Consider the following 22,184-nt stretch of genomic DNA (forward strand, 5'->3'; position numbering starts at 1 on the left):
CGTCCGGGGCAGGTTAGGCAAGCGTAACCTCAGCCGCCGGACGTGTACCGCCCCCCTGATGCCCTATCGGGTTAGGCAACCCTTACCTTACTATGCGGGTGATCGCGGTCCCACTGGGGCCGCTCCGTACCGATCGGGAGGCGGGCACAGCTGTGTCGGGCACCACGCGTCACACCGCGCACACCACGGCTTCGGCTCACTGGACGGCGGCCTTCGCCGACGAGGTCCCCCACGCCGCGCTGCCCCAGGACTTCCCGCACCCGCGCGAGAGCGGACCCCGCGCGAGCCGGGTCCGGGCCCTGGGGGCGGGCGACACCGACGAGCTGACCCGCCTCGCCGCCTTCGTCGCCCTGCTCCACCGCTACGGAGGCGGCGCCGAGGATCTGACGCTCGCGTACGAGGGGCTGCCGCTGCGCTTCACCCTCCACGGAGCCCTGAGCTTCGCCGAGTTGCGCGCCCACGTCGCCGAAGTGCGCGCGCGGGCGCGGGCCCACCGGCTGCCCACCGCCGAACTCCTCGCCCTGCTCGCCCCGGAGGAGGGCCGGGGCGGCACCGTGCTGTGCGCCACCGGCTTCGGCCCCGCCGCGTGGGACGAGGGCGGCCCGCTCGACCTCGCCCTCACCGTGACGGACGAGGAGATCCGCGCCGAGTACGCCGCCGCGCTCCTCACGCCCGCCACCGCCGACCGCGTCCTCGGCCACTACGCGACGCTCCTCGCCGACGCGAGCGCGCGCCCGGAGACCCCGCTCGCCGCCCTCGCGCTCCTCGACGACTCCGAGCGCCACCGCGTCCTCGTCGAGTGGAACGACACCGGCCACGACGTGCCCGCGCTCACCTGGCCGCGCCTGTTCGCCGCGCAAGTGGCCGCGCGCCCCGACGAGATCGCCCTCGTCCACGAGGACGAGCGGCTCACCTACGCGGAACTCGACGCCCGCGCGGCCCGCCTCGCCCACGCCCTCGTGGCCCGGGGCGCGGGACCCGAGCGGGTCGTCGCCCTCGCCGTACCGCGCTCGGCGGACATGATCGTCGCCGAGGTCGCCGTGCTGAAGGCGGGCGCCGCGTACCTCCCCGTCGACACCGACTACCCGGCGGACCGCGTCGCGTACATGCTCGAAGACGCCGGGCCGGTGTGCCTCGTGACGACGGCGGACGTGCTGCCCGACCTGCCTTCCGGCGCCGTGAGCACCCTCGTGCTCGACGCCCCGGAGACCGTCGCCGAACTCGCGGGCCACCCCGCGCACGACCCCGCCCACGCAGCCGGGCTCACCGTCGCGCACGCCGCCTACGTCATCTACACCTCGGGCTCGACCGGGCGCCCCAAGGGCGTCGTCCTCTCGCACGGCGGCGTCGCGAAACTCCTCGCGACGCAGCGGGAGCGCTTCGGGATCGGACCGCACAGTCGCGTCCTGCAGTTCGCCTCGCCCAGCTTCGACGTGGCCTTCTGGGACCTGTGCCTCGGCCTGCTCTCCGGCGGCCGGCTCGTCGTCGTCCCCGCCGAGCGCCGCGTGCCCGGGGCACCGCTCGCCGACTACGCGCACGCGCACGGCATCACCTTCATGATCCTGCCGCCCGCGCTTCTCGCCGCGATGCCCGAGGACGTCGAACTCCCGCCCACCGCCACGCTCCTGGCGGGCACCGAACGCGTCTCGCCCGAACTCGTGGGGCGTTACGCGCGCGGCCGGATGATGTTCAACGCGTACGGCCCGACCGAGGCGACGACCAACTCCACCCTCGGCCTGTGCGACCCGGACACGCCCGCGGGCACGATCGTGCCCATCGGCGTCCCCGACCCGGGCACCCGCGCCTACGTCCTGGACGCCGCGCTGCGCCCCGTACCCGCCGGTGTCGTGGGCGAGTTGTACCTCGGCGGCGCCGGGCTCGCGCGCGGCTACCTCGGCCGCCCCGCGCTCACCGCCGAACGCTTCGTCGCCGACCCCTTCGGCGCCCCCGGCGAGCGCCTCTACCGCACCGGCGACCTGGTGCGCTGGAAGGCGGACGGGCGCCTGGAGTTCCACGGCCGCGCCGACAGCCAGACGAAGATCCGGGGCTTCCGTATCGAGCCCAGCGAGATCGAGTCGGTGCTCCGCGCCCACCCCGCCGTCGGCCAGGCCGCCGTCGTCGTCCGCGAGGACCGCCCGGGCGAGCGCCGGCTCGCCGCGTACGTCGTCCCCTCGCTCACGGCGGAGGCCCACGCGTCCGTCGCCGAGTGGAAGGACGTCCATGAACTCCTGTACGCCGCCGCCGGTTCGGACGGTTTCGAGGAGAACTTCGCGGGCTGGAACAGCATGTACGACGGCAGGCCGCTGCCGCTGGCGGACCTGCGCGAGTGGCGGGACGCGACCGTCGCCCGCGTCCGGGAGCTGCGTCCCCGGCGGGTGCTGGAGATCGGCGTCGGCAGCGGACTGCTCCTCTCCCGCATCGCCCCCGACTGCGTCGAGTACTGGGGAACGGACCTCTCCGAGGAGGCGGTACGGGCCCTGCGCGCCCAGGTCGACGCGGTCCCCGCCCTCGCGGGCAAGGTCCGGCTCGACGCCCGGCCCGCGCACGAGCTGAGCGGGCTGCCCGAAGGCCACTTCGACACGATCGTCGTCAACTCCGTCGTCCAGTACTTCCCCGACGCCAACTACCTTACGGACGTGCTCCGTTCGGCCGCGGCCCTCCTCGCCCCCGGCGGCGCGCTCTTCGTCGGCGACGTCCGCAACCTGCGCCTGCACCGCACCCTCGCCGCCGCCGTCGAGGCCGGGCGCACGCCCGCCGACGACAAGGAGGCGCTGCGCGCCGCCGTCGACCGCGCCGTGGCCTGGGAGGGTGAACTCCTCCTCGACCCCGACTACTTCGCGGCACTCGACGGCCTCAGCGCCGACATACGCCTCAAGCGCGGCACCCACCACAACGAACTGACGCGCTACCGCTACGACGTCGTGCTCAGGCCGGGGACCACCGCGGCCACCGCCGCCCCCGAGACGCTGCCGTGGTCCGCGTTCGGCACGCCCGAGGCCCTCGGCGCGGCCCTCGCCGCCCGTACCGCGCCCCTGCGCGTCACCGGCATACCCAACGCGCGCCTCGCGCCCGACCTCGCCGCGCTCGGCAGGCTCGACGACAGCAGCCGCACGGGCGGTCCCGGCATCGATCCCGAGACCCTCCACGAGACCGCCGGGCGCCACGGCCACCGCGCCGCCCTCACCTGGGCGGCGGACGCGGAGGACGGCAGCGTGGACGCGGTGTTCGCGCGGGAGACGGCCGAAGAAGGCGCGCCCGGCGGGCAGTTCACGGAATCCGGGGAAATCCCCCTGCCCGTCACGGAGTGCGCGACCGGCCCGCTCTACCTCCCCGACCGCCCCCACCCGCACGCCAACCGCCCCGCCCCCTTCCGCAACGTCACCGCGCTCATGACCGCGCTCCGCGCTCACGCGGCCGAGGCGCTGCCCGACTACATGGTGCCCGCCGCCTTCGTCCCCCTCGACCGCCTCCCCGTCACCCCGAGCGGCAAGCTCGACGCCGCCGCCCTGCCCGTCCCCGACTACGGGCTCCTCAGCACCGGCCGCCCGCCGCGCACCGCCCGCGAACGCCTCCTGTGCCGCCTGTACGCGGAGACGCTGGGCGTCGCCTCGGTCACCGCCGACGACGACTTCTTCGCGCTCGGCGGGGACAGCATCGTCGCCATCCAGCTCCTCGTCCGGGCCCGCCGCGCGGGGCTCGAACTCACCCCGCGCGACGTCTTCCGGCACCGTACGGCCGCCCAGCTCGCCACCGCCGCGCGCACCGCCTCCGGCACCCCGCAGGACCCCGAGGACCTGCCCTGGGTCCCGCCCACCCCGGGCGAACTCGCCGCGCTCCAGGGCCCCGGACCGCTGGACATCGCCGAAGTCCTGCCGCTCGGCCCGCTCCAGGAGGGCTTCTTCTTCCACGCCCAGCTCGACGGCGCCGAGCACGACGCCTACGTCGTCCAGCAGGTCATCGACCTCGCCGGACCCGTCGACGCGCGCCTCCTGCGCCGCGCGGCACAGCGCCTCGTCGACCGCCACGCCCCGCTGCGCGCCTGCTTCCGCCCGCTCCCGGACGGCCGCCCCGCGCAGGTGATCGCGACCGGTCTCGACCTCCCGTGGAGCGAGACCGACCTCACCGGGCAGGACCCCGCCCTCGCCGAGACCGTCGCCGCCACCGAGCGCGCCCACCGCTTCGACCTCGCGCACCCGCCCCTGCTGCGCTGCGCCCTGATCCGCCTCGACGCCACGCACAGCCAACTGGTGCTCACCTTCCACCACATCGTCGCCGACGGCTGGTCGCTGCCCGTCCTGCACCGCGAACTCTTCGCGCTGTACGGGCAAGAGACCGCCCCGCTGCCCGAAGTCGCCCCGTACCGCGCCCACCTGGCCCACCTCGCGCGCGCCGACCGCGAGGCCGCACGCGAGGCGTGGCGCGCCGCGCTCGCCGGGGTGGAGGAGGCGACCCGCCTCGTCGCCACCGCGCCCGCGGGGCCCATCGAGCCCGCCCAGGTGCGTATCGCACTGCCCGAGGCCACCACCGCGCGCCTCACCGCCCGCGCCCGCGCGCACGGCGTCACGCTCGGCACCGTCGTGCAGGCCGCGTGGGGGCTGCTCCTGTCCAAGCTCACCGGGCGGCAGGACGTCGTCTTCGGCACCACGGTCTCGGGGCGCGACGCCGCCGTGGACGGCATCGAGTCGATGGCGGGACTCTTCATCAACACCCTTCCCACCCGGCTCGCCTGGGCTCCGGGCGACACGCTCGGCACCGTCCTGGAACGCCTCCAGCGCGAGCAGGGCGCGCTCCTGGACCACCAGCACCTCGGGCTCGCCGAGATCCAGCGCCTCGCCGGGCACGCGGGCGAGGGCGAACTCTTCGATACCCTCGTGGTGTTCGAGAACTACCCGGCCGAAGAGGACCTGAGCGACCCCACCGGAACGGTGCGCCTCACCGGGCACACCTTCCACGACGCCGTGCACTACCCGCTCGCGCTCGTCGTGAAGCCGGGCCGCCGCCTCGACCTGCGCCTCAAGCACCACGCCGAACGCGTCGACGGGGCGGCGGTGCGCCTGCTCGCCGCGCGCCTCACCCGCGTACTCGACGCGCTCGCCGACGACACCGCGCGCCCCGCCGCCGCGCTCGACCTCCTCGGCCCCGAGGAGCACGCGCGCATCGCCGCGCTCGGCACGGGCGAACGCCGCGAGGTCGCCCCCCTCACGCTCCCCGCCGCGATCGCCGCGCAGACCGCCCGCACCCCGGACGCGCTCGCCGTCGTGCACGAGGGGACACGTCTCACGTACGCCGAACTCGACGCCCGCGCCGAGGCGTTGGCTCGCGTGCTGCGCGCCCGGGGCGCCCGGCCCGAGGAGTTCGTCGCCGTCGCCGTGCCGCGCTCGGCCGGGCTCGTGGTCGCGCTGCTCGGCGTCCTCAAGTCCGGTGCCGCGTACGTGCCGATCGACCTCGACCACCCCGCCGAGCGCCTCGCCCACGTCCTGGCCGACTCGGGCGCCCGCACCGTCGTCACGACCGCGGCAGACGCCGGACGCCTCCCCGCGCACCACGGACTGGACACGGTCCTCGTGGACGCCGAGGGGCACGCGGCCGACGCGGCGGGAGCCCCGAGCGCCGAGCCCGCCCCGCACCCCGAGGCCGCCCCCGACCACCCCGCCTACCTCATCCACACCTCCGGCTCCACGGGCCGCCCCAAGGGCGTCGTCGTCACGCACCGCGCGCTCGCCAATCGCCTCGCCTGGATGCAGGGCGCGTACGGCCTCACCGCCGCCGACCGCGTGCTCCAGAAGACCCCCGCGAGCTTCGACGTGAGTGTGTGGGAGTTCTTCTGGGCGCTGCGCGAGGGCGCCGCCGTCGTCCTCGCCGCACCCGAGGGCCACCGCGACCCCGCCTACCTCGCCCGCACCGTGCGCGCCGAGGGCATCACCGCCCTGCACTTCGTGCCCTCGATGCTGGAGGCCTTCCTCGCCTCCGCCGAGGTGACGGCCGACCCGTCCTGGGCGGCCTCGCTCCGGCTCGTCTTCAGCAGCGGCGAGGCCCTCTCCGGGCAGGCCGCCGCACGCTGGACCGCCCTGACCGGGGTGCCCCCGCACAACCTGTACGGGCCCACCGAGGCCGCCGTCGACGTCACGCACCACGCCTTCGACGGCGCGCCCGACACGACCGTCCCGATCGGCCGCCCCGTGTGGAACACCGGCCTCCGCGTCCTCGACCCCTGCCTGCGCCCGGTCCCGGACGGCGTCCCGGGAGAGCTCTACCTCACCGGCGTCCAGCTGGCGCGCGGCTACCACCGCCGCGCCGCGCTCACCGCCGAACGCTTCGTCGCCGACCCGTACGGCGACCCGGGCACCCGCATGTACCGCACCGGCGACCTGGTGCGCCGCCGCCCGGACGGCACGCTCGACTACCTCGGCCGCACCGACCGGCAGGTCAAGCTGCGCGGCAACCGCGTCGAACCCGGCGAGATCGAAGCCGCCCTCACGCGGCTCCCCTCGGTCGCGCGTGGCGCCGTGCTCGTCCGCGCACAGCGCCTCGTCGCCTACGCGGTCCCCGCCACCGGGAGCACGGACCTGGAGCCCGCCGCGCTGCGCGCCGCGCTCGCCCGCGCGCTCCCCGCCGCCCTCGTACCGGAGGACTACGTCGTCCTGCCGGACCTGCCCCTCACCCCGAGCGGCAAGCTCGACCAGGCCGCGCTGCCCGCGCCCGAGGCCGCGCGCGCCGCGCGCCGCGCCCCCGCGAACGAGCGCGAAGCGACGCTCGTCGCCGTCTTCGCCGCCGTGCTCGGCACCGACGACCTCGGCCCCGACGACGACTTCTTCCAGCTCGGCGGCGACAGCATCAGCTCCATCGGCGTCGCGAGCCGCGCCCGCGCCGCCGGGCTCGACGTCAGCCCCCGCGACGTCTTCACGCACCGCACCCCCGCCGCCCTCGCAGCCCACCACACCCCCACCCGTACCGCCCCCGAGACCGCCGGTCCCCCGGCCGCCCTCGCCCTGTCCGAGGCCGCGCTCGCCCGCCTCCGCGCGCTCGCGGCGCCCGCCGCCGTCACCGACGTGTGGCCGCTCGCCCCCCTCCAGGAGGGCCTGTTCTTCCACTCCGCGTACGACGAGGGCGCCCTCGACGTCTACACCGTCCACGAGACCTTCGACTTCGCCACCCGTCTCGACGCCGACCGCCTCCGCGCCGCCGTGCGCGCCCTCCTGGACCGCAACCCCGGCCTGCGGGCCGGATTCACGAGCGAAGGGCTCGACGCGCCCGCGCAGTTCATCGTGGACAGTCCGGCGGTCCCGCTCGAAGAGGTGGACCTCTCCGCACTGGACGCCCACGAACAGGACGCCCGAGTACGCGAGTTGACCGACGCCGAGCGCGCCCGCCGCTTCGACCTCTCCGCGCCCCCGCTCTTCCGGCTGCTCCTGCTGCGCCTCGGCGAGGCGCGCGGGGACCGGCTCGTCATCGGGCGCCACCTCATCCTGTGGGACGGCTGGTCCGCCTGGCTCTTCCTCGACGAGCTGTTCGCGCTCTACGAGAACGGGGGCGACGCCCGCGCGCTGCCCGCCCCCGGCAGCTACCAGGACTACCTGACCTGGCTCGCACGCCAGGACGACACCGCCGCCACCGCCGCCTGGCGCACCGCGCTCGCCGGACTCGACGAGCCGACACTGCTCGCCCCGGGGGCCGCGGACGGACTCGAACCCGTCATCCCCGAACAGCTCGACGTGCGGCTGTCCGCCGCGCTCGGCGCCCGTCTGCGCGAGAGCGGACGCCGCCACGGACTGACCCTGAACACCTTCCTCAACGCCGCCTGGGGACTGACCCTCGCCACCGCGACGGGCCGCACCGACGTCGTCTTCGGCACCACCGTCGCGGGCCGCCCCAGCGAGGTCCCCGCCGTCGGCGACATCATCGGCCTCTTCCTCAACACCGTCCCCACCCGGGTCGCGCTCGACCCCGCCGAGTCCGTGCTCGGCCTGCTGCGCCGCGTCCAGGACGAGCGCCTCGCCCTCATGCCGTACGAACACCTCAGCCTCGGCGTGCTCCAGGCCGAGACCGGGCACCGCAAGCTCTTCGACACCCTCTTCGTCCTGCGCGACAACGACACCGAGGACCGCCTCGAAGCCCTGCGCACCCGCCACGGCGCGACCGCCGTCGCCAACGTCGACGCGACGCACTACCCGGCCAACCTCGTCGTCACCCCGGGCGAGCGCATCACCGTCTCGCTCAGCCACCGCCCCGATCTCGTCCCCGCCGAACGGGCCCGGGCGCTCCTGGACCGCTTCACGCTCCTCGTGGACCGTCTGAGCGAGGACCTCGCGGCCCCCGTCGGCTCCCTCGACGCGCTGCTCCCCGCCGAGCACACCGCGCTGCGCGCCGAGTGGGCCGCGAGCGAGGTCGAGCAGCCGGAGAAGACCATCGCGGACCTCCTCGCCGAGCAGGCCGCGCGCACCCCGGACGCCACCGCGCTCGTCTTCGGCGCCGAGACGCTCACGTACGCCGCGCTCGACGCGGCCGTCAACCGCACCGCGCGCCTGCTCCTCGCGCGCGGCGCCGGTCCCGAACGCGTCGTCGCGCTCGCCCTGCCCCGCTCGCTGGACATGGTCGTGGCGCTCTTCGCGGTCCTGCGCACGGGCGCCGCGTACCTGCCGCTGGAGCTGGACCACCCCGCCGACCGGCTCGCGGACATGCTCGCCGACGCCCGTCCGCTGCTCCTGCTCAGCCGTACGGAGGTCTCCGCGACGCTCGCCGGGGACGTACCGCGCCTCCTCCTGGACGTCCCGGCGGTGCGCGCCGAACTCGCCGCGCTGCCGGAGACCCCCGTGCACCGCCGCTTCAGCCTCGAACACCCCGCGTACGTCATCTACACCTCCGGCTCCACCGGCCGCCCCAAGGGCGTCGTCACCCCGTACCGCGGGCTGACGAACATGCAGATCAACCACCAGAAGGAGGTTTTCGGCCCGGCCGTCGCCGCCGCCGGGGGCCGGCGCCTGCGCATCGCGCACACCGTCTCCTTCGCCTTCGACATGTCGTGGGAAGAGCTGCTGTGGCTCGTCGAGGGCCACGAGGTCCACGTGTGCGACGAGGACCTGCGCCGTGACGCCGAGGCCCTCGTCGCCTACTGCGCCGAGCACCGCGTGGACGTCGTCAACGTGACCCCCACCTACGCGCGCCTCCTCATCGAGCAGGGCCTGCTCGAAGGCCACGTGCCCCCGCTCGTCCTGCTCGGCGGCGAGGCCGTCCCCGAGACCGTCTGGGCGGCGCTGCGCGACACCGGGGGCACCTACGGCTACAACCTGTACGGCCCCACCGAGTACACGATCAACACCCTCGGCGGCGGCACCCCCGACAGCCAGACCCCCACCGTGGGCCGCCCCATCCGCGGCACCCGCGCCCACCTCCTGGACGCCTGGCTGCGCCCCGTGCCCGACGGTGTGCCCGGCGAGCTGTACATCGCCGGCATCGGCCTCGCGCGCGGTTACCTCGACCGCCCGGGGCTGACCGCCGAACGCTTCGTCGCCGACCCCTTCGGCGCGCCGGGCGCCCGCATGTACCGCACCGGGGACCTCCTGCGCCGCCGCCCGGACGGCAACCTCGACTACCTCGGCCGCACCGACGACCAGGTCAAGATCCGCGGCTACCGCGTCGAGCCCGGCGAGATCGAGACGGCGCTCAGCCGCCACCCGCTCGTCTCCCAGGCCGCCGTCGTCGTCCGCGAGGACCGCCTCGTCGGCTACGTCGTCCCCTCGGGCGCCGAGGCCGAGGCCCGCACCGCCGCGCAGGAGGCGCAGGTCGGCGAGTGGCGCGAGATCTACACCGACGAGTACGAGAAGATCGGCACCGCCGTCTCCACCGAGCGCTACGACGGCTGGGACAGCTCCTACGACGGCGAACCCATCCCCTTCGCCGAGATGAGCGAGTGGCGCGCCGCCACCCTCGACCGCATCCGCGCCCTGCGCCCGCGCCGCGTCCTGGAGATCGGCGTGGGCTCCGGGCTCCTCCTCTCCGGCCTCGCCAAGGACGCGGAGGCGTACTGGGCGACCGACATCGCCGCCCCCGTCATCCGCAAGATAGAGGCCGAACTGCGGTCCACCGACCCGGAGCTGGCCGCACGCGTCGAACTGCGCTGCCGCCCCGCCGACGACCTGAGCGGCCTGCCCACGCACTTCTTCGACACGATCGTCATCAACTCGGTCATCCAGTACTTCCCCGGCGTCGAGTACCTGACCGCCGTCATCGAGGGCGCCATGGCCCTCCTCGCCCCAGGCGGCGCCCTCTTCGTCGGCGACGTGCGCAACCTGCGCCTCGCCCGCACCTTCCACACCGAGATCCAGCGGGCGCGCGGCACCGCCCCCGGGGACCTGGAGCGCGCGGTGGCGCGCGGGCTGCGCCTGGAGAAGGAACTCCTCGTCGACCCCGACTACTTCACGACTCTCGGCTACGGTGCCGACCTGCGCACCAAGCGCGGCCACCACGACAACGAGCTGACCCGGCACCGCTACGACGTCGTCCTCCACGCGGGCCCGGCGGACACCGGCCTGGACGAGGTGCGGGAGATTGCCTGGACGACGGCGGAGGACGCCGCCCGCCGCCTCGCCGGGACCGCCGACGCCCTGCGCCTCACCGGCATCCCGGACGGCCGCACCCGCGCGGACGGGGTGGCCCCCGAGTCCGTCCACCGCGTCGGGGAGGCCGCCGGGCGCCGCGTGCTGACCACCTGGTCCGCGCGGGAGGGCGCGTACGAGGCGGTGTTCCTCGCCCCGGGCAGCGGCGAACCCCGGCTCGCCGGGGGGCTGTTCCGCCCGCGCGGCGCCGGCGCCCCGTACACCAACGACCCCACGGCCGCGCGCGGGACCGCCGCGCTCGTGCGCCGCCTGCGCGAGGACCTGGGCCGTACCCTGCCCGCCTACATGGTGCCCGCCGCATTCGTCACCGTCGACGCGCTGCCCATGAACGCGAACGGCAAGCTCGACGTCCGCGCGCTGCCCGAGGCCGAGCCGGCCGTCGCGCTCGGCGGCGGGCGCGGACCCCGCACCCCGCGCGAAGAGGTGCTGTGCCGCCTCTTCGCCGACGTGCTCGGGCTCGCGGAGGCCGGGGCCGAGGACAACTTCTTCGACCTCGGCGGGCACTCCCTGCTCGCCACCCGGCTCGTCAGCCGCGCCCGCGCCGAACTCGGCGCCGAACTCGCCATCCGCGACCTCTTCGAGGCCCCCACCCCGTCGCTCCTCGCCACCCGCGTCCACACCGGCGAGCCCGCCCGCCCCGCGCTCACCGCCCTCGCGGACCGCCCCGCGCGCGTCCCGCTGTCCGCCGCCCAGCGCCGCCTGTGGCTCGTCCAGGAACTCGAAGGCGCGAGCCCCGCCTACAACTTCCCGCTCGTCGTACGGCTGCGCGGCCCGCTCGACACCGACGCCCTGCGCCAGGCCCTCCATGACGTCGCTGAGCGCCACGAGTCGCTGCGCACCCTCGTCGCGCTCCACGAGGGAGAGCCGTACCAGCACGTCGTCCCGGACGCTCGGCCACCGCTCAGCGTCAGCGCGCGCACCGAGGCCGAACTGCCCGCGCTCATCGAGGCCGCGCAGCGCCGCCCCTTCGACCTCACGCGCGAACTCCCCGTCCGGGCAGACGTGTTCACTCTCGCGCCCGAGGACCACGTCCTCGCGCTCGTCCTGCACCACATCACGACCGACGAGTGGTCCGACCGGCCGTTCCTCACCGACCTCGACACCGCCTACGCCGCGCGGGCGCGAGGCACCGCGCCCGAGTGGGCCCCGCTCCCCGTCCAGTACGCCGACTACACCCTGTGGCAGGAACAGCTCCTGGAACGGCTCGGCGCCCGGCAACTCGCCCACTGGAGCAGCGCCCTCGACGGCGCCCCCGAGGAACTCGCCCTGCCCCTGGACAGGCCGCGCCCCGCCGCCCCCACCGGGCACGGCGCCGTCGTGCGCCGCGAGGTGCCCGCCGCGACCGGGCGCGCCCTGCGCGAGCTGTCCGCCGCGAGCGGCACGAGCATGTTCATGCTCCTCCAGGCGGCGACCGCCGCACTCCTGCACCGCCTCGGCGCGGGCGAGGACATCCCGCTCGGCGCGCCCATCGCCGGGCGCACCGACGGCGCACTCGACGATCTCGTCGGCTTCTTCGTCAACACCCTCGTCCTGCGCACCGACTTGGCGGGCACCCCCACCTTCACCGAACTCCTCGCCCGCGTACGGGAATCGTCGCTGGCCGCCTTCGAGCACCAGGACCTCCCCTTCGACCGGCTCGTGGAGGCCGTCAACCCGCCCCGCGTCACAGGCCGCAACCCGCTCTTCCAGGTCATGCTGGGCTACCACCACCGCCCCGAGGGCGACGCGGCCACCCTCCTCGGCCTGCCCGCCGAGTGGTACGACATGGACACCGGTACCGCCAAGTTCGACCTCGACTTCACCTTCGTGGACGCCTCCGACGCGGACGGCGGCATCACGCTGCTCCTGGAGTACGCGACCGACCTCGCCGACCCGGAAACGGCCGCGCTCCTCGCGGAACGCCTCGTCCTGCTCCTGGACCGCGCGGCGCGCACCCCGGACGTGCCGCTGCGCGACCTGGACATCCTGACGCCGGAGGAGCACGCGAAGGCCACGGGCGGCCGGGACGAGACGGGAACCTGGGACGGTACAGGCACCTGGAACGACACCGCCCACCCCGTCGAGACCCGCTCCGTGCCCGAGATCCTCGCCGGCACCGCCCGCCGCGTCCCCGGCGCCACCGCCCTCGTCACAGGGCCGGACGCCGCTCCGCGCCGCACCACCTTCGCCGCCCTGCACGCCTCCGTGACCGCGCTCGCCGCCCGCCTGCGCCCGCACGTCACGGCGCCCGGTGCGGTCGTCGCGCTCGCGCTGCCCCGCGAGGAGATGGTCCCCGGGCTCCTCGGCGTCCTCGCCGCCGGGGCCGCGTACCTCCCGCTCGACGTGGCGCACCCGGCCGAGCGCCTGGAGTACATGCTCGGCGACGCGGCACCCGTGTGCCTCGTGACGACGACGGAGTACGCGGCGGAACTGCCCGAAGTCCCGGGAGTGCCGCGCCTGTTCCTGCACGAGCCCGCGACCGACGAGCCCCCGGCGACCGCCGGGGCCCCCACGCCCCACCCCGACCAGGCCGCGTACACCATCTACACCTCCGGCTCCACCGGCCGCCCCAAGGGCGTCATCGGCACCCACCGGGGCCTGTCCAACCTCTACGCCGCCCACCTGCGCGACCTGATCACCCCCGCCGTGCGCACGACGGGCCGCGCGTCCCTGCGCGCCCTGCACGCCGCCTCGTTCAGCTTCGACGGCTCCTGGGAACCCCTGCTCTGGCTCCTCGCCGGGCACGAACTCCACGTCGTGGACGAGACGACGATGCGTGACCCGGAGGCGCTGCTCGCCCGTATGACGGACGCGCGCGTCGACTTCGCGGACCTCACGCCGACGTACCTGCGCGAACTCCTCCACCACGGCTTCCTCGCCGAGGCGGGCCCCGGGGACCGCGCGCGCCACGTCCCCGCCGTCCTCGCCGTCGGCGGCGAGGCGACACCCCCCGCCCTGTGGCAGCGCCTCACCGCGCTCCCGCACACCACCGTCCACGACCTGTACGGCCCCACCGAGTGCGCCGTCGACGCCTACGGCTGGCACCACACCCCCGAAGGCGCGTGGGCGGCGCCGCTCGACAACACTCGCGCCCACGTCCTGGACGAGGCCCTGCGCCCGGTCCCGGTCGGGGTCCCCGGCGAGCTGTACCTCGCGGGCGAGGGCCTCGCGCGCGGCTACCTCGGCCGCCCCGCGCTCACCGCCGAGCGCTTCGTCGCCGACCCGTACGGCCCGGCGGGCACGCGGATGTACCGCACGGGCGACCTCGTGCGCCGCACCGCGGACGGCACCCTCGTCTTCCTCGGCCGCGCCGACGACCAGGTCAAGATCCGCGGCTTCCGCGTCGAACTCGGCGAGATCGAGGCCGCCTTGACCCGCCACCCCGCCGTCTCGGCAGCCGCCGTCCTCGTCCGCGAGGAGCGCCTCGTGGCGTACGTCACCGGCACCGCGCCCGACCCGGCCGCCCTGCGCGCCCACGTGGCGGCCTCGCTCCCGGAGCACATGGTCCCCAGCGCCTTCGTCACCCTGACCGCCCTGCCCCGTACCGTCAACGGCAAGCTCGACACGGCGGCCCTGCCCGCCCCGCCGTCCCCGGCCACGAGCGGCGGCAGGCTGCCGCGCACGCCGCGCGAGGAACTGCTCTGCACTCTGTTCGCCGCCGTGCTCGGCCAGGAACACGTAAGCCCCGACGACGACTTCTTCGCCCTCGGCGGCCACTCCCTGACCGCGATGCGCCTCGTCGCCCGCGTCCGCTCCGCGCTCGGCACCGACCTCTCCCTGCGCACGGTCTTCGACGCGCCCACCCCCGCACGCCTCGCCGCCCGCATCGACGAGGCGACGGGCCCGGCCCGCCCCACCCTCGCCACGCCGCGCCCCGTCCCCGCCCGCCTCCCGCTCTCCTCCGCGCAGCAGAGCCTGTGGCTGCTCCAGCAGGTCGAGGAGACCGGCACCGCCTACCACATCCCCACCGCCTGGCGCCTGACAGGCGACCTGGACCGGGCCGCCCTCGAAGCCGCCCTCCACGACATCGTGACCCGCCACGCCCCGCTGCGCACGGTCTTCCCGGCCGTCGACGGCGTCCCGTACCAGCGGGTCCTGCCCCCCGACGAGGCCGCGGTCCCGCTCGCGACGGTCCGGTACGAGGACCTCGCGGCCGAGGCGGCCCGGCCCTTCGACCTGGCCCGTGACCTCCCGGTGCGCGCCGCGCTCGCGCCCACCGGACCCGAGGAGCACGTCCTCCTCCTCGTCCTCCACCACATCGCCACCGACGAGTGGTCCGACCGCCCCCTGCGCGCCGACCTCGCCACCGCCTACGCCGCCCGCACCGAGGGCCGCGCCCCCGACTGGACGCCGCTGCCCGCCCGTTACGCCGACTACACCCTGTGGCAGCGGGACCTCCTGGCCGAGACCGGCCCCGCGCTCCTCGACCACTGGACCCGCGCGCTCGCCGGGCTCCCCGAGGAGCTGAACCTCCCCACCGACAGGCCGCGCCCCGCCGAGTCGAGCGGGCGCGGCGGCACCGTGGGCTTCACCGTCGCCCCCGACCTGGAGCGCGCCCTGCGCGCACTCGCCCGCGAGCACGGCGTCAGCATGTTCATGCTCGCCCAGGCCGCCGTGGCGAGCCTCCTGCACCGCCTCGGCGCCGGCGAGGACATCCCGCTCGGCGCGCCCGTCTCCGGGCGCGCGGACGAAGCGCTCGAAGACCTCGTCGGCTTCTTCGTCAACTCCCTCGTGCTGCGCACGGACCTGTCCGGCGACCCGAGCTTCGCCGAACTCCTCGCCCGCGTCCGCGAGAGCGACCTCGCCGCCTACGCCCACCAGGACCTGCCCTTCGAACGCCTCGTGGAAGCCCTCCACCCCACTCGCTCGCTCGCCAGGCACCCGCTCTTCCAGGTGATGGTCGTGCACCTCGCGGGCGACGGCGCCGAGGCCCCGCTCCTGCCCGGGCTCGCCTCGCGGCGCGAGAGCGTCGGCCAGGACACCGCGAAGTTCGACCTCAGCTTCGACTTCGTGGAGCAGGGCGAGGGCGGCGGCATCCAGGGCTGGATCGAGTACAGCGCCGACCTCTTCGACGCGCGTACCGCCGCTCTCCTCGGGGAACGCCTCGTCTCCCTCCTGGAACAGGTGGCGGCCGCGCCGGACCGCCCGCTCGCGATGCTCGACGTCCTGCGCGAGGACGAGCGCGCCCTCGTCCTCACCGACTGGAACGCCACCGAGGAGGCCGGGCAGGACGCCCCGCTCCCCGAGGCGTTCCGGGCCCAGGCGGCCCGTACCCCCGAGGCGACCGCGCTCGTCTTCGAGGGCGCCTCGCTCACGTACGCGGAACTCGACCGGCGCGTGGACGCCCTCGCCCGTACTCTCGCGGCGCACGGCGCGGGCGCGGAGACGACCGTCGCCGTCGCCGTCCCGCGCTCCCTCGCCCTCGTCGTGACCCTGCTCGCCGTGCACCGCGCGGGCGCCGCCTACCTGCCGCTCGACACCGGCTACCCCGCCGACCGCCTCGCGTACATGCTCGACGACGCCCGCCCCGCGTGCCTCGTCACGACCGACGGCGTCGCCCTGCCCGGCACCGCCGTCCCGCGCCTGACCGTCGGCCCGGACGGCACCCCCGCGCACCCCGCCGACGCGCCCCTGCCTCCCGCTCCCGACCCCCGTCACCCCGCCTACGTCCTCTACACCTCGGGCTCCACGGGCCGCCCCAAGGGCGTCACCGTCCCGCACGCGGGCATCGCGAACCGCCTGCGCTGGATGCAGGACCACTACCGGCTCGGCGCCGGGGACCGCGTGCTCCAGAAGACCCCCGCGGGCTTCGACGTCTCGGTCTGGGAGTTCTTCTGGCCGCTCGTCACCGGGGCGACGCTCGTCGTCGCGCGCCCCGGCGGCCACCAGGACCCGGCCTACCTCGCGGACCTGATCCGCCGCGAGCGCGTCACGACCGCCCACTTCGTGCCCTCGATGCTCCGCGCCTTCCTCGCCGAACCCACCGCCGGGGCCTGCGATTCCCTGCGCCAGGTCATGTGCAGCGGCGAGGCCCTGCCCGCGCCGCTCGCCGCCCGCTTCCACGCGGTCCTGCCCGGCCGCCGCCTGCACAACCTGTACGGGCCCACCGAGGCGTCCGTCGACGTCACCGCGCACGAGGTGGGCGCCGCGCCCGGCGCCACGGTGCCCATCGGCCGCCCGGTGCGGGGCACTCGTACGTACGTGCTCGACGCGGCGCTGCGCCCCGTCCCGCCGGGCGTCGCCGGTGAGCTGTACCTCGCGGGCGTCCAGCTCGCGCGCGGCTACCTCGGTCGCGCGGCCCTGACCGCCGAACGCTTCGTCGCCGACCCGTACGGCCCCGCGGGCACGCGGATGTACCGCACGGGCGACCTCGCGCGCTGGACCGGCGACGGCGAGCTGGAGTACCTGGGCCGCACCGACGAACAGGTCAAGCTGCGCGGATTCCGCGTCGAGCCCGGCGAGATCGAGGCGGCGCTGAACACGTACGAGGGCGTCGCGCACGCCACCGTCGTCCTGCGCGAGGAACGCCTCGTCGCGTACGTCGTCCCCGCGGCCGGTGCCGCGGCGGACCCCGCCGCGCTGCGCGCGCACGCAGCCGCCACGCTCCCCGCGCACATGGTGCCCGCCGCCGTCCTGCTCCTGGACACGCTCCCGCTCACCCCGAACGGCAAGCTCGACCGCCGGGCCCTGCCCGCACCGGACTTCGCCGCCGAGACCGGCGACGCCGCCCCGCGCACCCCGCGCGAGGAAACCCTCGCCGCGCTCTTCGCCGACGTCCTCGGCCTGCCGCGCGTCGGCGCCGACGACGACTTCTTCGCGCTCGGCGGGGACAGCATCGTCGCGATGCAGCTCGTCGCCCGCGCCCGCGCCGCCGGACTCGCGCTCAGCCCCCGCGACGTCTTCCGCCACAAGTCCGTCGCGGGACTCGCCGCCGTCGCCACGACGGCGGACCCCACCGCGGCGGAGGACGGGGAGACGGACCTGCTCGCCCTCACCGAGGCCGAGCGCGCCGAACTCGCATCCCTCCCGGCCGGCACCCAACTGCTCCCCGTATCCCCGCTCCAGGCCGGTCTCCTCTTCCACGCCGCGCTCGACTCGGGCGAGGAGGGCCCCGACGTCTACACCGTGCAGGTCTCGTACGACCTCGAAGGCCCCCTCGACGCCGAGCGCCTGCGCGCCGCCGCCCAGGACCTCCTGGCCGCCCACGACAACCTCCGCGGCGGCTTCCGCCACCTCGCCACGGGCCGCCCCGTCGCGGTCGTCCCGCGCACGGCCGTCCTGCCGTGGCGGGTGGTGGACCTGACGGACTTCGGTACCGGCGGGGACGCGACCGCCGCGGAGGCCACCTGGCGCCGCCTCCTCGCCGAGGAGCGCCGCCGCTTCGACCCCGTACGCCCCCCGCTCCTGCGCTTCCTCCTCGCCCGCACGGGCCGCGACCGCCACCGCCTCGTCCTCTCCCACCAGCACCTCCTGCTCGACGGCTGGTCCCTGCCCCTGCTCACCGCCGAACTGTGGGCCCGCTACGAGGGCCGCACCCCGCCCCGGCCCGCCCCCTACCGCGCCCACCTGCGCCACCTCGCCGCCCAGGACACGGCCGCTGCGGCGAGCGCGTGGGCCGAGGCGCTCTCCGGGCTCACCGAGCCCACGCGCCTGGCCCCCGCCGACCCCGACCGGGCCGCCGCCGTCCCGCACACCCACACGCGGGAGCTGGACCCGGCCCGGACCGCCGCGCTGGAAACCTTCGCGCGCTCCCGGGGCGTCACCCTCAACACCCTCGTGCAGGCCGCCTGGGGCGTGCTCCTCGGCCGGCTCACCGGGCGCACCGACGTCGTCTTCGGCGCCACCATCGCGGGCCGCTCGCCCGAACTCCCGGGCGCGGAAGCGATGATCGGGCTCTTCATCAACACCGTGCCCGTGCGCGTCCGCCTGCGCCAGGACGAGAGCGCCGCCGCCCTCCTCGCACGGCTCCAGGACGAACAGTCCCGGCTCCTGGCACACCAGCACCTCGGCCTCGCCGACATCCAGCGCGCGGCCGGACTCGGCGAACTCTTCGACACGCTCGTCGTCTTCGAGTCGTACCCCGTGGCCGAGGAGCCCGCGCGCGGCGACGCGCCGCGCGCCACCGTGCGCGACCACGAGGACTCCACGCACTACCCCTTCGCGTGGGCCGTCGAGCCGGGCGAACGCCTGCGCCTGACCGCCGAGTTCCGCCCTGACCTGATCGACGGGGCGACGGCGCGGCGCCTCACGGACGCCCTCGCGGGACTGCTGACCGGCATGGCGCGGGAGCCCGAACTGCCCGTCGGACGGCTCGACCTGCTCGCCCCCGAGGAGCGGTACAAGGTCCTCACCGTCTGGAACGACACCGCGCTCCCCGAGCCCGCGCGCCTCCACACGATCCCCGAACTCCTCGCCGCACAGGTCGCCAAGAGCCCCGAAGCCCTCGCCGTCACGGACGGCCGCACGCGCCTCACCTTCGCCGAACTCGACCGTCGCACGGAGGAATTGGCCCGCGTCCTCGCCGCGCACGGTGCCGCGCCCGAGCGGACCGTCGCCCTCGCCCTGCCCCGTACCACCGCGCACCTCGTCGCGATCCTCGCCGTCATGCGCGCGGGCGCCGCCTACCTGCCCCTCGACACCGAACTCCCCGAATCCAGGCTCACCGCCCAGCTCACGGACGCCCGCCCCGTACTCGTCCTCACCACGGCGGGCACGACGCTCCCGGAGACCGGGACGCCCGTCCTGCGTATCGACACCCCGCTCGCGGACCTGCCCCGGGCCGAACCCACCCCGCCCGCGCCCGACCACCCCGCCTACGTCATCTTCACCTCCGGGTCCACAGGGCGCCCCAAGGGCGTCGTGATCACGCAGCGGAACATCACGAGCCTCTTCCACAGCCACCGCCACGACCTCCACGAGGCCGCGCGCCGCCGCACGGGCCGCCGCCACCTGCGCGTCGCGCACGCCTGGTCGTTCGCCTTCGACGCCTCCTGGCAGCCGCAGTTGTGGCTCCTGGACGGCCACGCCCTGCACCTCGCCGACGAGGAGACGCGCCGCGACCCCGAACTCCTCGCCGCCTTCGTCCGCACCCACGCGATCGACTTCATCGAGGTCACCCCGTCCCTCCTCGCCCGCATGGCCGACAGCGGACTGACCGGCCCGGACGGCGAGTGCCCGCTCGCGCTCGTCGGCTTCGGCGGCGAGGCCGTGCCGCCCGCGCTGTGGAGCAGGCTCGCCGCCCTCCCGCACACCGAGGCCGTCAACCTGTACGGGCCCACCGAGACCACCGTCGACGCGCTCGTGGGCCGCGTCGCGGACAGCCCCGGAGAGCCCGTCGTGGGCCGCCCCGTGCACGGCTCCCGCGCCTACGTGCTCGACACGGCGCTGCGCCCCGTACCGCCGGGCGTGACGGGCGAGCTGTACCTCGCGGGCCCCGGCCTCGCGCGCGGCTACCTCGACCGCCCCGCGCTCACCGCGGAACGCTTCCTCGCCGACCCGTACGGCCCGGCGGGGGAGCGCATGTACCGCACGGGCGACCTCGCCCGCTGGACCGAGGAAGGACTGCTGCGCTTCGCGGGACGCGCCGACGACCAGGTCAAGATCCGCGGCTACCGCGTCGAACTCGCCGAGATCGAGAAGGCGATCGACACCCACCCGGCCGTGGCCCGGACCGTCGTCGTCACCCGCGAGCCCCGCCCGGGGGTCCACCAGCTCATCGCCTACGCGGCACCGCACGCCCCCACCTCGCCCACCGCCGACGCGCCCGCGCCCGCCGAGTTGCGCGCCCACGCCGCCGCGACGCTCCCCGAGTACATGGTCCCCGCCGCCGTCGTCGTCCTCGACCGCCTGCCGCTCCTGCCGAACGGCAAGCTCGACCGCGGCGCCCTGCCCGCCCCCGACTTCACCGCGTCCGGCGGCGGGCGTGCCCCCGAGAACGCCACCGAGCACACCCTGCGCGACCTCTTCGCCGAGGCACTCGGCCTGCCCGCCGACGCGCTCGGCACCGACGACGACTTCTTCTCCTTCGGCGGGGACAGCATCATCGCGATGCGGGTCGTCGCCCGCGCCCGGGCCGCCGGACTGCGCCTGACCCCACGCCAGTTGCTCCAGCACCGCACCGTCGCCGCGCTCGCGCCGCTCGCCCGTCCGCTCGCCCCCGCCGAGCGCGGCGCCACGCACGACGACGGCACGGGCACCGTCCCGCTCACCCCGATCATGCGCTCCCTCGTCGAGCGCGGCGGCCCCCTCGCCGCCTACCACCAGGCCGCCCTGGTCCGTACCCCCGCCGACCTCACCGAGGACGGCCTCCTGACCGTGCTCGGCGCCCTCGCCGCCCGCCACGACATGCTCCGCGCCCGCCTCCTGCGCACGCCCGAGCCCGCGCTCTCGGTCCCGGCGGCGGGGGAGTGCGACGTACGCGACTGGCTGCGCCGCGCGGACGTACGCGCCGAGGCGGACGACCCCAAGGCGCTGCGCGGGGCCATCGCGGCGCACGCCGAGGAGGCGCGGGCCGGTCTCGACCCGGAGACCGGCGCGATGGTGCGCGCGGTCTGGTACGACGCAGGGCCTGCCCGGGCGGGACGGCTGCTCCTCCTCGTCCACCACCTGGCCGTCGACGGCGTCTCCTGGCGCGCGCTCCTCCCGGACCTCGCGGCCGCCTGGGAAGCGGTGCGCCAGGGGCGGGCCCCCGCGCTCGCCCCCGTCGAGATGTCCTTCGCCCGCTGGTCGCGGCTGCTCGGCGCACGGGCGGCTGAGCCCGCGACGGCCGACGAACTGCCGTGGTGGACCGACGTGCTGGCCGAGGGCGCCGGGCTCCCGCTGCCCCGCCCGCTCGACGCCGCGCGCGACACCGTCGCGACCACCCGCTATGTCTCCCTGACGCTGCCCACCCACCTCACCGGGCCCCTGCTCGGCTCCGTCCCCGCCGCGTTCGGCGCGAGCGTCAACGACGTGCTGCTCACGGCCTTCGCCCTCGCGGTGGGCGACTGGCGCTCGCGCGTGCTCGGCGCGCCGGGCGGCGGCCCGGTCCTGGTCGACCTGGAGGGGCACGGGAGGGACGAGGACCTCGCGGGCGACGCCGATCTCTCCCGTACGGTCGGCTGGTTCACCACGGTCGTCCCCGTACGTCTCGACCCGGGCGCCCGCGCCGGGGACGACCTCGACGCCGCCGTGGCCCGCGTCCGCGCGCACCTCACGGCCCTCCCCGGCTCCGGCACCGGCCACGGACTCCTGCGCCACCTGAACCCGGAGTCGGCCCCGTTGTTGGCCGAACTCGCCGCACCGCAGATCGAGTTCAACTACATGGGCCGCTTCGGGCACGCCGAGGACGCCGACTGGTCCTACGCCCCCGAGGAGGACGCGGCCGACCTCGACGCGGACCCGGACATGCCGATGTCGCACGCCCTCACCCTCAACGCCCTCACCGAGGACCGCCCCGAGGGGCCGCGCCTCGCCGCGCACTGGTCCTTCGCCGCCGGCCTCCTCACCGAGGACGCCGTACGCGACCTCGGCGAGAGCTGGTTCCGCGCGCTGGAAGCGCTCGTACGCCACGCGGAAACCCGCGACTGACCCCCCGTACCCCCTCCGACCCAT

Annotated in this window: 1 protein-coding gene; it reads left to right on the forward strand. The window is 75.9% G+C overall.

Features of this window, described 5'->3' with window-relative positions:
* Positions 1-152 precede the first annotated feature (152 nt).
* A complete protein-coding gene (locus tag ACIP4O_RS18685; RefSeq protein ID WP_401575674.1) occupies positions 153-22,160 on the forward strand; it encodes a non-ribosomal peptide synthase/polyketide synthase in 22,008 nt (7,335 codons plus the stop codon).
* The last annotated feature ends 24 nt before the right edge of the window (positions 22,161-22,184 follow it).

This window comes from Streptomyces sp. NPDC088923, from assembly GCF_044749745.1.
In the GTDB taxonomy this organism is placed as follows: Bacteria; Actinomycetota; Actinomycetes; order Streptomycetales; family Streptomycetaceae; genus Streptomyces.